This is a genomic window from Streptomyces sp. NPDC030183 (assembly GCF_055573455.1).
Genome location: NZ_JBVIBK010000020.1, coordinates 47,142 through 59,425 on the forward strand (window position 1 = coordinate 47,142; position 12,284 = coordinate 59,425).

The 12,284-nt window shown below is 71.7% G+C and carries 12 protein-coding genes; 4 read left to right on the forward strand and 8 right to left on the reverse strand.

Going from position 1 to position 12,284, the window contains the following annotated elements; all coding sequences use genetic code 11:
* Window positions 1-58: 58 nt before the first annotated feature.
* Window positions 59-1,045: a transcription termination factor NusA gene (nusA, locus tag ACZ4Z2_RS24010; RefSeq protein WP_468078703.1), complete on the reverse strand. Its 987-nt coding sequence runs from the start codon at window positions 1,043-1,045 to the stop codon at window positions 59-61.
* A gap of 2 nt (window positions 1,046-1,047) precedes the next feature.
* Window positions 1,048-1,557 (reverse strand): ribosome maturation factor RimP, encoded by a 510-nt coding sequence (gene rimP / locus ACZ4Z2_RS24015; protein WP_468078704.1) that lies wholly within the window; start codon window positions 1,555-1,557, stop codon window positions 1,048-1,050.
* A gap of 284 nt (window positions 1,558-1,841) precedes the next feature.
* Between rimP and ACZ4Z2_RS24020 the strand changes: the two genes are divergently transcribed.
* From ACZ4Z2_RS24020 to ACZ4Z2_RS24030, 3 genes are read left to right on the forward strand one after another with little or no spacing between them, the layout of a single operon-like run.
* Complete coding sequence (locus ACZ4Z2_RS24020) at window positions 1,842-2,369, forward strand: hypothetical protein (RefSeq protein ID WP_468078705.1); 528 nt, start codon at window positions 1,842-1,844, stop codon at window positions 2,367-2,369.
* Complete coding sequence (locus ACZ4Z2_RS24025; RefSeq protein WP_468078706.1) at window positions 2,366-2,821, forward strand: ferritin-like domain-containing protein; 456 nt, start codon at window positions 2,366-2,368, stop codon at window positions 2,819-2,821. Before ACZ4Z2_RS24020 ends, ACZ4Z2_RS24025 begins: the two co-directional genes overlap by 4 nt.
* 28 nt (window positions 2,822-2,849) lie before the next feature.
* On the forward strand, window positions 2,850-3,779 hold the full coding sequence (locus tag ACZ4Z2_RS24030; protein ID WP_468078707.1) for an aminoglycoside phosphotransferase family protein: 930 nt from the start codon (window positions 2,850-2,852) through the stop codon (window positions 3,777-3,779).
* A 71-nt stretch (window positions 3,780-3,850) separates the two neighbouring features.
* Here ACZ4Z2_RS24030 and ACZ4Z2_RS24035 read toward each other — a convergent pair whose 3' ends face one another.
* The 6 genes from ACZ4Z2_RS24035 to dxr all read right to left on the reverse strand — a co-directional run bounded on the left by ACZ4Z2_RS24035 (window position 3,851) and on the right by dxr (window position 11,590).
* Window positions 3,851-5,557, reverse strand: a complete 1,707-nt coding sequence (locus ACZ4Z2_RS24035) for a proline--tRNA ligase (protein ID WP_468078708.1) — start codon at window positions 5,555-5,557, stop codon at window positions 3,851-3,853.
* 101 nt (window positions 5,558-5,658) lie between these two features.
* Window positions 5,659-6,189, reverse strand: coding sequence for a GNAT family N-acetyltransferase (locus ACZ4Z2_RS24040; RefSeq protein WP_468078709.1), 531 nt, complete (start codon window positions 6,187-6,189; stop codon window positions 5,659-5,661).
* A 102-nt stretch (window positions 6,190-6,291) separates the two neighbouring features.
* Window positions 6,292-7,146 carry a GNAT family N-acetyltransferase gene (locus ACZ4Z2_RS24045; RefSeq protein WP_468078710.1) on the reverse strand — a complete coding sequence of 285 codons (855 nt, stop codon included), beginning with the start codon at window positions 7,144-7,146 and terminating at the stop codon, window positions 6,292-6,294.
* Between the two features lie 485 nt (window positions 7,147-7,631).
* Window positions 7,632-8,789 (reverse strand): flavodoxin-dependent (E)-4-hydroxy-3-methylbut-2-enyl-diphosphate synthase, encoded by a 1,158-nt coding sequence (ispG, locus tag ACZ4Z2_RS24050; RefSeq protein ID WP_468078711.1) that lies wholly within the window; start codon window positions 8,787-8,789, stop codon window positions 7,632-7,634.
* Window positions 8,790-9,014: 225 nt separating this feature from the next.
* A complete protein-coding gene (locus ACZ4Z2_RS24055) occupies window positions 9,015-10,319 on the reverse strand; it encodes a M50 family metallopeptidase (protein WP_468078712.1) in 1,305 nt (434 codons plus the stop codon).
* The gene (dxr, locus tag ACZ4Z2_RS24060) at window positions 10,316-11,590 is read right to left on the reverse strand and encodes a 1-deoxy-D-xylulose-5-phosphate reductoisomerase (RefSeq protein ID WP_468078713.1); all 1,275 of its coding nucleotides are present in this window, start codon (window positions 11,588-11,590) and stop codon (window positions 10,316-10,318) included. The genes ACZ4Z2_RS24055 and dxr overlap by 4 nt, the downstream gene beginning before the upstream one ends.
* 213 nt (window positions 11,591-11,803) lie before the next feature.
* Between dxr and ACZ4Z2_RS24065 the strand changes: the two genes are divergently transcribed.
* Window positions 11,804-12,259: a lamin tail domain-containing protein gene (locus tag ACZ4Z2_RS24065; RefSeq protein ID WP_468078714.1), complete on the forward strand. Its 456-nt coding sequence runs from the start codon at window positions 11,804-11,806 to the stop codon at window positions 12,257-12,259.
* The last annotated feature ends 25 nt before the right edge of the window (window positions 12,260-12,284 follow it).

The following is a 12,284-nucleotide window of genomic DNA, read 5'->3' on the forward strand; positions in this document are numbered from 1 at the left end:
TCTAAGCGACCTGCGGCTTGGATCTATTCCCGATCATGCGCCGACCGCCCCTCCGAGGCTATTCGGACGGCTGCTCGGTGTCCGGGTGGATGTCGATCCGCCAGCCGGTGAGACGGGCGGCGAGGCGGGCGTTCTGGCCCTCCTTGCCGATCGCCAGGGACAGCTGGTAGTCGGGGACCGTGACCCGCGCGGAGCGGGCCGCGAGGTCCACCACCTCGACCTTGGAGACCCGGGCCGGGGAGAGGGCGTTGGCGACCATCTCGGCCGGGTCGTCGGACCAGTCGACGATGTCGATCTTCTCGCCGTTCAGCTCGCCCATGACATTGCGCACACGGCCACCCATGGGGCCGATGCAGGCGCCCTTGGCGTTCAGGCCCGAACGGGTGGACCTGACGGCGATCTTCGTTCGGTGACCGGCCTCACGTGCGATGGCGGCGATCTCGACGGACCCGTCGGCGATCTCCGGCACCTCCAGCGCGAAGAGCTTCTTCACCAGATTGGGGTGCGTGCGCGAAAGGGTGACGGACGGACCGCGTACACCCTTCGCCACCCGAACGACGTACGACCGGAGCCGCATGCCGTGCGGGTACGTCTCGCCGGGGACCTGTTCCTGCACGGGCAGGATGGCCTCCAGCTTGCCGATGTCGACGAGCACGTTCTTCGGGTCGCGGCCCTGCTGGACCACGCCGGTGACGATGTCGCCCTCGCGGCCGGCGTACTCGCCGAGCGTCGCGTCGTCCTCCGCGTCCCGCAGACGCTGCAGGATCACCTGTTTGGCGGTGGTGGCGGCGATGCGTCCGAAGCCCGACGGGGTGTCGTCGAACTCGCGTGCCTCCTGCCCCTCCTCCAGGTCCTCGGGGTCCTCCTTCGCCCACACGGTCACATGGCCGGTCTCCCGGTTGAGCTCCACGCGCGCGTGGCGGCGGCTTCCCTCGGTGCGGTGGTAGGCGATGAGGAGGGCCGCCTCGATCGCCTCGACGAGCAGGTCGAAGGAGATCTCCTTCTCCCGCACCAAGCCCCTGAGGGCACTCATGTCGATGTCCACGGCTACGCCTCCTCCTCTTCCTTCATGTCCTTCTTGTCCTTGCGGTTGAACTCGACCTGGACGCGGGCCTTGTCGATCTCGTCGAAGGCGAGCCTGCGGGTGGTGGCCTTGCGGCCCTTCACTCCGGGCACCTCGACGTCGAGGCCGTCGTCGTCCACGGTCAGGATCCTGGCGATCAGTTCCCCGCCCTCGCGGAGTTGGAACTTCACCAAGCGGTCCACGGCCCGGCGGTAGTGGCGGTGCTCGGTGAGGGCGCGCTCGGCGCCCGGCGTGCCGACTTCCAGGGTGTACTCCGCCTGGCCCATCGCGTCCGTCTCGTCCAGCTTGGCCGAGAGCGCGCGGCTGACGTCGGCGACCGCGTCCAGATCGGCGCCCTCGTCGGAGTCGACGACCACTCTCAGCACCCGCTTGCGGCCGACCGCGTCCACGGCGATCTCTTCGAGGTCCAGACCCTGGGAGCGTACGAGGGGTTCCAGCAGCTCTCGCAGCCTCTCGCTCTGGGTGGTGCTCATCCGGGTGACTCCTCGGCCGCGTGTGCTGTTGTGGGTAGGGCGCGTGTCAGGTCAAAGGGTAGCCGCTCCGCTGGGGTGTTGCCGTCCGCCCGCGCGCCCGGGGGGTGTGGTCCGTTGGCGCGAGCGGGTTGTCCGCGGCCCGTCGGGCGCTTCCGCACGCCCCGCGCGGGGCGCGGCCGGGTAACGTGATCACACCGCTCTTTTGTTCGTACGACCCCCCTAGGACGTCTGCTGTGTCGTTCAGCCCGCCGTCGCGTGCCCAGTCGGGGCCGCGCAGAAGGAGTTTGCTCGCCGGGGCCGCGGGTCTGGGCCTGCTCGTGGGGTGCTCGTCGGGGGGTGAGGGGCCGGACGACGCCGGCGCGAGGCCCTCGGCGGCGGAGAAGGCGCGGGCCCGGGCGGCGCGGGACAGTGAGGCGCTCGTGGAGCGGTACGACGCCGTGATCGCCGCCCATCCCGACCTGGCCGGGCTGCTGACGCCGCTGCGGGCGGAGGCCGTCCGCCACGCGGAGGCGTTCGGGGGCGGGAAGCGGGCGGCGAAGCCCTCGGCGTCCCCCTCACCGTCGGCGTCCCCCTCACCGTCGACGTCCGTATCCCCGTCAGGGTCGGTCTCCGCCTCGCCGTCCGGTGGGTCCGGGGCCGTGCCGGCCGAACCGAGGGCCGCGCTCGCCGGGCTGGCCTCGGCCGAGCGGAAGCTCGCCGACCGGCGGGGCAAGGCGTTGCTGGAGGTGCCGGGTGAGCTGGCCCGGCTGATGGCGTCGGTCGCCGCGGCGGGGGCCGGGCACGCGTACATGTTGACGGAGGGTGCGAAGTGAGCGGCGCGGAGCTGAAGGCGATGCAGGCGGCGCTCGGGGCCGAGCACGCCGCCGTGTACGGGTACGGGATCGTCGGCGGGAAGATCGGTGACGCGCGGCAGGGCGAGGCACGGGAGGCGTACGACGCCCATCGGGCCCGGCGGGACCTCCTGACACGGGCGGTTCGGGACCTCGACGGCAGGCCCGCCGCCTCGGCCGCCGCGTACGCGCTGCCCTTCCCGGTGACGGACGCGGACTCCGCCGTCCGGCTCGCCGTGGAGCTGGAGGAGCGGGTGGCCGGGGTCTACTCCGACCTGGTGCGGGCGGCGACGGGTGAGCGGCGGGCCTCGGCCGCCGAGGCGCTGCGGGAAGCGGCGGTGCGGGCGGTCAGGTGGCGGGGCGGAAGCGTAGCCTTCCCTGGTCTCGCCGAGCGGGCGGCCGGTGCCACCGCTTCGGCGGCACCGCGCACCTGAACACGGCCTGGAAGGGAACGACTCGCACATGACGCGCAAGGCTTTCGAGGCTTTCGAACCGCCGCAGCGGCTTGTGCGAGCGCTCGCCGAGACCCGGCAGGGCGGCGGCGACGGCGCCCAGGAGTGGCTGTCACAGCTGCCCCGTCTCCTCCAACAGGCCCTTGATCTACGCGAGTTGACCGTCGAGCGGGTGCAGGCTCCCGGCGGCCGCAGCAGTGTGGTGCTCCTCGTACGGCAGATCGACGGCACCCCCGCCGTGCTGAAGCTGGCGCCCGAGCGGGCGCGGCCGGAGAGCGAGCGCGCGGCGCTCGCCCACTGGGACGGGCGCGGGGCGGTGCAGTTGCTGAACCCCGGCGACCGTGAGGGCGTGCTGCTCCTGGAGCGGCTGCGTCCGGACATGTCCGTGCGGTCGCTGCCGGAGGCGAAGGCACTGCTGGAGGCGGCGGCCACGCTGCGGCGGCTGTGGGTCGAGCCGCCCGCGACCCATGTGTTCGAGACCGTGGGCGAGCGGACGGGGCGTCAGGCGGAGGCGATGCGTGCGAGCGCCGAGACCGACGGCGAGGTCCGGGCGCTGGTCGAGGCCGCTGTCGCCGCACGGGAGGAGTTGCTCACCGCCGCTCCCGAGGAGCGGTTGCTGCACGGGACGTTCCGGCAGAGCAAGGTGCTGGCCGGGGAGCGGCTGCCGTGGCTGGCGGTGGGGCCGGATCCGGTGGTCGGGGAGTGCGCGTTCGATCTGGCGCGGCTGGTCCGGGACCGGGTGGAGGACCTGATCGCCTCGCCGTCGGGGGCGGCGACGACACGGCGGCGGGTGCGGAAGCTGGCCGACTCGCTGGACGTTGACCAGGAGCGGCTGCGGGGGTGGACGCTGTTCCGGGCCGTGGAGTCGGGCGTGCGGGCCCGGCGGGTGGGCCGGCCGCGCGACGCCGAACTGCTGCTGGAGTTCGCCGGCTGGCTCTGAGGTCACCCTCGGGGGGGCGGGGAGCCGCGCGAACGGCCCCCACGCTCCCCCTCCTCCGTACGGAGCCCGGGTCAGGCGGTGGTAAGCCGGGCGATCGCCTCGTCGACCGTCAGCTCCTCGCGCTCACCGGTGCGGCGGTCCTTCAGCTCCAGGACGCCCTCGGCGCTGCGGCGGCCCGCGACCAGGATCTTCGGCACGCCGATCAGCTCGGAGTCGGTGAACTTCACGCCCGGCGAGACTCCGGCGCGGTCGTCGACGAGGACGCGCAGACCGGCGGCCCGCAGCTTCTCCGAGACGTCCAGGGCGAGTTCGGTCTGCAGGGCCTTGCCCGCCGCGACGACGTGCACATCCGCCGGGGCGACCTCGGCGGGCCAGCACAGGCCCTTGTCGTCGGCGGTCTGCTCGGCGAGGGCGGCGACCGCGCGGGAGACGCCGATGCCGTACGAGCCCATGGTGACGCGGACGGGCTTGCCGTTCTGGCCGAGGACGTCGAGCTTGAGGGCGTCGGCGTACTTGCGGCCGAGCTGGAAGATGTGGCCGATCTCGATGGCACGGTCCAGCCTCAGGCCGGTGCCGCACTTCGGGCACGGGTCGCCCTCCTGGACGACCACGACGTCGACGTACGCGCCGACCTCGAAGTCACGGCCCGCGACGACGTTCTTCGCGTGCGTGCCCTCCTTGTTGGCGCCGGTGATCCAGGAGGTGCCGGGCGCCACCCGCGGGTCGGCGACGTACGTGATCTTCTCCCCGAGGCCCTGCGGCCCCACGTAGCCGCGGACCAGCTCGGGGTTGGCCACGAAGTCGTCCTCGGTGACCATCTCGACGGCCGCCGGGGCGAAGTGCGCCTCGACCTTGCCCAGGTCGACCTCGCGGTCACCGGGGACACCGATGGCGACGATCTCGCCGTCGACCTTCACGAGGAGGTTCTTCAGGGTGGCGGAGGCCGGGACGCCGAGGTGGGCGGCGAGGGTCTCGATCGTGGGGGTGTCGGGGGTGGGGATCTCCTCGACCGCGGGCACGCCCTCGGCGTCCACCGGCTTCAACTCGTAGGTGATCGCCTCGGTGTTGGCGGCGAAGTCGCAGTGCGGGCAGTCCGCGAAGGTGTCCTCGCCGGCGCCGGCCGGGGCCAGGAACTCCTCCGACTTGGAGCCGCCCATCGCGCCCGCGGTGGCGGCGCAGATGCGGTAGTCGAGGCCCAGGCGCTCGAACACCTTCTGGTACGCCTGGCGGTGCAGGGCGTACGACTGGGCGAGGCCCTCGTCCTCCAGGTCGAAGGAGTAGGAGTCCTTCATCAGGAACTCACGGCCGCGCAGGATGCCGGCGCGGGGGCGGGCCTCGTCGCGGAACTTCGTCTGGATCTGGTAGAGGATCACCGGCAGGTCCTTGTAGGAGGACGCCTGGTCCTTCACGATCAGCGTGAAGATCTCCTCGTGGGTGGGGCCGAGGAGGTAGTCGCCGCCCTTGCGGTCCTGGAGGCGGAACAGCTCCGGGCCGTACTCGTCCCAGCGGCCGGTCGCCTCGTAGGGCTCCTTCGGCAGCAGGGCGGGGAGCAGCACCTCCTGGGCGCCGATCGCGTCCATCTCCTCGCGGACGATCCGCTCCACGTTGGCGAGGACCCGCTTGCCGAGGGGCAGCCAGGTCCACACGCCGGCGGCGGTGCGGCGGACGTAGCCGGCGCGGACCAGCAGCTTGTGGCTGAGTACCTCGGCGTCCGCCGGGTCGTCGCGCAGCGTCTTCGCCATCAACTGGGACATGCGCTGGACCGGTGCGTTCGCCATGGTTCTCGTACTCCTGCTGCGGATCGGTTGATGGCAGGAGGTTAGCCGGGGGGCGGGGGGCCGTGGAAATCCGGCGGCGAAGGGCGGCGACGGGAGGGCGGCTACCTGCGGCGCAGGGGCAGGGGGGCGCCCATGACGGCGTACGGCCTCGGGGCGCTGGGGAAGAGGACCTGGCGGGCGAGGTCCTCGTAGCCGAGGGAGCGGTACAGGCCCCGGGCGGGGCTCTCGATGTCGATCGCGGAGAGGATCGAGCGGGGCTCGGTCGCGCTGTCGGTGATGGTGGTGATCAGGGAACGGCCGACGCCGCGGTTCTGGTAGGCGGGGTGGACGTGCAGTTCGGTGATCACGAAGGAGTCGTCCAGCCAGTCCTCGTGGCCCCGGGCGCGGAGGTAGGGCTCCACGACGGTGGACCACCAGTGGGTGCGGTCGTTGGGCATGCCGTAGACGAAGCCGACGAGGCGGCCGCCCGCCGTGGCGCCGAGTGCCCTCGCTCCGGCGTAGGTCATGTGGCGCAGGACGATCTGGCGGCGTACGGCCACCTCGTCGGGGCCGAGACCGAACGCCACGGCTTGGACGGCGAGCGCCTCGTCCACGTGGGCGGACAGGTCCAGGGGGCCGATGACGAGGCTCATGTTGCGGATGCTACAGGGGGGTTCGCATGCTCTGGGGGGTGCCGGTCGTATGTGGCCGGCCGCGCGCTGCCCGCGGCCCCGGCTCGGCCGTGCCGGTTCTCGTCAGAAGAGGACGCTCATGAACTCGCCCACTTCCTGGAAGCCCACCTTGCGGTAGGTGCGCCGGGCCGCCGTGTTGAAGTCGTTGACGTAGAGGCTGACCAGCGGGGCCACGTCGGCGAGGGCGTAGCGCAGGACCGCGGCCATGCCGGGGGCGGCCAGGCCCCGGCCGCGGTACTCGGGGGCGACCCAGACGCCCTGGATCTGGCAGGCCTGGGGGGTGGCGGCGCCGATCTCGGCCTTGAAGACGACCCGGCCGTCGGCGTCGAGGCGGGCGAAGGAGCGGCCGGAGCCGACGAGTTCGGCGACCCGGGCCTGGTAGAGGAGGCCGCCGTCCCCGGCCATCGGGGAGACCCCGACCTCCTCGGTGAACATCGCCACGCACGCCGGCATGATCGTTTCCATCTCGTCCTTGCGGATCCGGCGGACGTACGGGTCGGGGGTGACCTCGGCGGGGTCGGGCAGCCGGTCCGTCACCATCAGCGGCTGGTGCGCGCGGACCTCGCGGGCGGGGCCCCAGCTGGGCTCCAGCAGGCGCCAGAGCTGGGCGGTGGGTTCGGCGGGGCCGACGACGGAGGAGCAGCGGCGGCCGGCCCGGCGGGCGCGGTCGGCGAAGGCGCGGACGGCGCGCGGGGTGGCGCAGATGGGGACGAGGTTGGCGCCGGCGTAGCAGAGGGAGGTGAGGGAGCCGTCCTCGTACCAGCCCCACATCTCGCCGCCGAGCCGCCAGGGGTCCAGGCCGGCGACCTGGACGCGGGACGTCACGAAGGCGTTCGCGACGGGCTCGCGGTCGAGGACGGCGAGTGCGGCGTCCAGGTCACTCGGTTCGAGGACCCGGGTGGTGGTCTGGGTCAACACGTGCGGGGGCCTCACCCTTGGTCTGCGCTGATTTCCGCACGATACCCTGCGGGGCTGTGGCCGGTCGCCCCGGTGGCTGCGCCACGGGACCCTGCGGGGCTGCAGCCGGTCGCCCCGGTGGCTGCGCCACGGGCCGGGTGCCTACTGGCTCGGGGATGCCTGGGCTTCGGCGGGCGCGGGTGCGTTGGGGCTTGGCGCGCCGTTCCCCGCACCCCTTCAAGGCGCGGGCGGCAGTCCGCGCACCCGCCGGGCGCCCACCGGCTCGGGAGCGCCTCGGCTTCGGCGGGCGCGGATGCGTGAGGGCTTGTCGCGCCGTTCCCCGCACCCCTTCAAGGCGCGGGCGGCAGCCCGCGCACCCGCCGGGCACCCACCGGCTCGGGAGCGCCTCGGCTTCGGCGGGCGCGGATGCGTGAGGGCTTGTCGCGCCGTTCCCCGCGCCCCTCAAGGGGCCTGCGGCCCTTGAGGGGTTGGTGCGCGGGCTATCGTCAGCCCGCTACCGCCACCGTCGGCTCGCCCGAGGTGATGCCGGCCTTTTCCATCTCCTCGGCGATCTTCATGGCCTCTTCGATGAGGGTCTCGACGATCTTGGACTCGGGGACGGTCTTGATGACCTCGCCCTTGACGAAGATCTGGCCCTTGCCGTTGCCGGAGGCGACGCCGAGGTCGGCCTCGCGGGCCTCGCCGGGGCCGTTGACGACGCAGCCCATGACGGCGACGCGGAGGGGGACCTCCATGCCGGTGAGGCCCGCGGTGACCTCCTCGGCGAGCTTGTATACGTCGACCTGGGCGCGACCGCAGGAGGGGCAGGAGACGATCTCCAGGCCGCGCTGCTTGAGGTTGAGGGACTCCAGGATCTGGTTGCCGACCTTCACCTCCTCCACCGGGGGCGCGGAGAGGGACACCCGGATCGTGTCGCCGATGCCCTCGGAGAGGAGCGCGCCGAAGGCCACGGCGGACTTGATCGTGCCCTGGAAGGCGGGGCCCGCCTCGGTGACGCCGAGGTGGAGCGGGTAGTCGCACTGGGCGGCGAGCTGGCGGTAGGCGTTGACCATGACGACGGGGTCGTTGTGCTTGACCGAGATCTTGATGTCCCGGAAGCCGTGCTCCTCGAAGAGGGACGCCTCCCACAGGGCGGACTCGACCAGGGCCTCGGGGGTGGCCTTGCCGTACTTCTGGAGGAGGCGGCGGTCGAGGGAACCGGCGTTGACGCCGATGCGGATCGGGGTGCCGTGGTCGCTCGCCGCCTTGGCGATCTCCTTGACCTTGTCGTCGAACTGCTTGATGTTGCCGGGGTTGACGCGGACGGCGGCGCAGCCGGCCTCGATCGCCGCGAACACGTACTTCGGCTGGAAGTGGATGTCGGCGATGACCGGGATCTGCGACTTCTTCGCGATGACGGGCAGGGCGTCGGCGTCGTCCTGCGTCGGGCAGGCGACCCGGACGATCTGGCAGCCGGAGGCCGTCAGCTCGGCGATCTGCTGGAGCGTGGCGCCGATGTCGGACGTACGCGTGGTCGTCATGGACTGGACCGACACCGGTGCGTCCCCGCCGACCGCCACGGACCCGACCTGGATCTGCCGGCTCTTCCGGCGCTCGGCGAGCTTGGTCGGAACGGACGGCATGCCGAGAGAAATCGCAGTCATCTGCTGTGCAACCCCAAGTTGTGGATCAGGACCGGGTCCCGGAACAGGCGGGCTCCAGGCTTCGAGATTACGGCACGGGCATGGGCCTGAGCACATCACCGTCCGTAAACCCACCCGTTGGGGAGACGCGCTGTGGAGTTCGGGCCCGGCCGGACGGGCCGCCGGGTACGACCGCGGCCGGGCACCGCTCCATGAGGGTGCCCGGCCGCCGTGAACGCGGGGTGGCTACGAGATGCGCACCGGGTTCACGAGGTCCGCGATGAGGACCAGCAGCGTGAAGCAGATGAAGACGCCGGCCACCACGTACGCGACGGGCATCAGCTTCGCCACGTCGAAGGGGCCGGGGTCGGGCCGGCGGAGCACCTTGGCCGTGTTCCGGCGCACCGACTCCCACAGCGCGCCCGCGATGTGCCCGCCGTCGAGCGGGAGGAGCGGGAGCATGTTGAACAGGAAGAGGGAGAGGTTGAAGCCGGCCAGCAGGATGAGGAAGCTGGCGAGCTGCTGGGTGGCGGGGATGTCCATGGTGAAGATCTCGCCGCCGACGCGGGCGGCGCCGACCACGCCCATGGGCGAGTCCGCCGCGCGCTCGCCGTCGCCGAAGGTGGCGTCCCACAGGGCGGGGATCTTGGCGGGCAGCGAGATGAGGGACTCGACGCCGTTCTCCATCATGTCGCCCATGCGGTCCACGGACTGCCCGAAGGAGAGCGGGACGATGTCGGCGGCCGGGGTGAAGCCGAGCCAGCCGGCGGAGACGAACTTGTCCTCGACGTAGCCGCCCTGGCCGTCGGTCTGGGCGACATCGTTCTTGATGAGGGTGGGCGTGATGTCGACCTGCTTGCCGTCGCGCTCGACGGTGAGGGTGACCTTCTTGCCGGGGTTGTCGCGGATGTCGGCCTGGAGGGTCGACCAGTCGGTGACGGGGGCGCCGTCGAACGCGACGATCTTGTCGCCGGGCTGGAGGCCGGCGGCCTTGGCGGGGGCCTCCTTGTCGCCGTCCTTGCACTTGGTGCGGTTCTCGCTGGCGGAGATGACGCAGTCGGAGACCTTGCTGACCGTGGTCGTCTGGGTCTTGGCGCCGAAGGTCATCATCACGCCGACGAAGATCACGACGGCGAGGACCAGGTTCATGAAGGGCCCGGCGAACATCACGATGACGCGCTTCCACGGCTTGCGCGTGTAGAAGAGGCGCTCCTCGTCGCCGGGCTTCAGCTCCTCGAAGGACGCCTCGCGGGCGTCCTCGATCATCACGCGCCACGGGGAGGTGGAGCGGCTCTCGACGCGGCCGTCGGCGCCGGGCGGGATCATGCCGATCATGCGGATGTAGCCGCCGAGCGGGATCGCCTTGACGCCGTACTCCGTCTCGCCCTTGGTGCGGGACCAGAGGGTCGGGCCGAAGCCCACCATGAACTGGGGCACGCGGATGCCGAACATCTTGGCCGTGGAGAAGTGGCCCAGCTCGTGCCAGGCGATCGAGAAGGCCAGGCCGATCACGAAGACCACTATGCCGAGGATGAACATCAGGGTCGTCATGCACGGGCCTCCGCGGTCGTCCGCTCGGTGGGTTTGCCTGGGGATCCTGTCAGTTCACGGGCGCGGGCGCGCGCCCAGGTCTCCGCTTCGAGGACGTCCGCCACCGTCAGGGAAGTTCCCGTCGCGGGGGTGCCGTGCTCCTCGACGACCCGGGTCACCGTCTCCATGATCGCGTCGAACCGGAGCCCGCCGTACAGGAACGCGTCGACGCACTCCTCGTTGGCCGCATTGAACACCGCCGGGGCCGTGCCCGCGAGCCGGCCCACGTGCCGGGCGAGGCCGACCGAGGGGAACGCGTCGTTGTCGAGCGGGAGGAACTCCCAGGTGGACGCCTTGGTCCAGTCGAAGGCGGGCGCCGCGTCGGGGACGCGCTGGGGCCAGCCGAGGCCGATGGCGATGGGGCCGCGCATGTCCGGGGGCGTGGCCTGCGCCATTGTCGATCCGTCCGTGAACTCAACCATCGAGTGGACATACGACTGGGGGTGGACGACGACCTCAATGCGATCGAAGGGAATGTCGTAGAGGAGGTGCGCCTCGATGACTTCCAGGCCCTTGTTGACGAGGGTCGCGGAGTTGACCGTGATGACGGGGCCCATGGCCCAGGTGGGGTGCGCCAGGGCGTCGGCGGGGGTGACGTCCGCCAGCTCCGCCTTGGTGCGGCCCCGGAACGGTCCGCCGGAGGCGGTGACGACCAGCTTGCGCACATCGGCGCGGGTGCCGCAGGCGAGGGCCTGGAAGAGGGCGGCGTGCTCGGAGTCGACCGGGATGATCTGGCCGGGCTTGGCGACGGCCTTCACCAGCGGGCCGCCGACGATCAGCGACTCCTTGTTGGCGAGCGCGAGGGTGCGGCCCGTCTCCAGGGCGGCGAGGGTGGGCGCGAGGCCGATGGAGCCGGTGATGCCGTTGAGCACCGTGTGACAGTCGGAGGCGGCGAGTTCGGCGGCGGCGCCGGGGCCCGCGAGGATCTCGGGGAGCGGCTCCCCGGTGCCGTACGCGGCGGTGAGGGCCTCGCGCAGCGCGGGGACGGTGTCCTCGCGGGCGACGGCGACGGTCCGCACCCGCAGCCGGTGCGCCTGCTCGGCCAGCAGCTCCACCCTCCCCCCGGCGGCGGAGAGCCCGGTGACCCGGAAGCGGTCCGGGTTGCGCAGGACGAGGTCGATGGCCTGGGTGCCGATCGAGCCGGTCGATCCGAGGATCACCACGTGCCGTACCCCGTCGGCGGGGTCGAAGACGAGATGGGGATCGGCGAGAGGGGCGGGACTGTCACTCATCCCCCCATTGTTGCCGCATCCCGTGTCCGGCAGGACCGCGCGGCCCCTGTTGACCCACTTCGGGTGCTGTGCGGTCGGCGATGCGTTTTCTCCGTTTGTGAAGCAGGTGTGAAGACAGGGTGATATGACTTCTTCCCAGCTGATCCGAAAGTCGTATCAGCCGATCGCTGGGGAACGACGGCGATCGTGTACGAGGTCCCTGGGGGGAAATCCATGCGCAAGCGCATACGCGCCGCCCTGCCCGCGCTCGCCGGAGCGGTGGCACTCACCGGCACGGTGCTGAGCAGCCCGGCGGAGGCGGCGGGGGGCGTGTCCATCTACCGCGTGTACTTCGACAGTCCCGGCACGGACACCCGGTCCAACACCAGCCTCAACGGCGAGTGGGTACAGATCCGGAACACCGGCGCGTCGAGCGTCTCGCTGAAGGGCTGGGTGCTGAAGGACCCCGACAACCACAAGTACGTGTTCCCGGACATCAGGATCGGGGCGGGCAAGTACATCAAGGTCCGCACCGGCTCGGGCACCGACACCGGCGCGACCAAGTACCAGAACCGCCGGGCCTACGTCTGGAACAACACCAGCGACACGGCGACGCTGCTGAGAGCGAGCGGCACCAAGGTCGACTCGTGCTCGTGGACGACGCGGGACCCCAGCGACAAGTACTGCTGAGCGCCGGCGGTACACACCGCTGAAC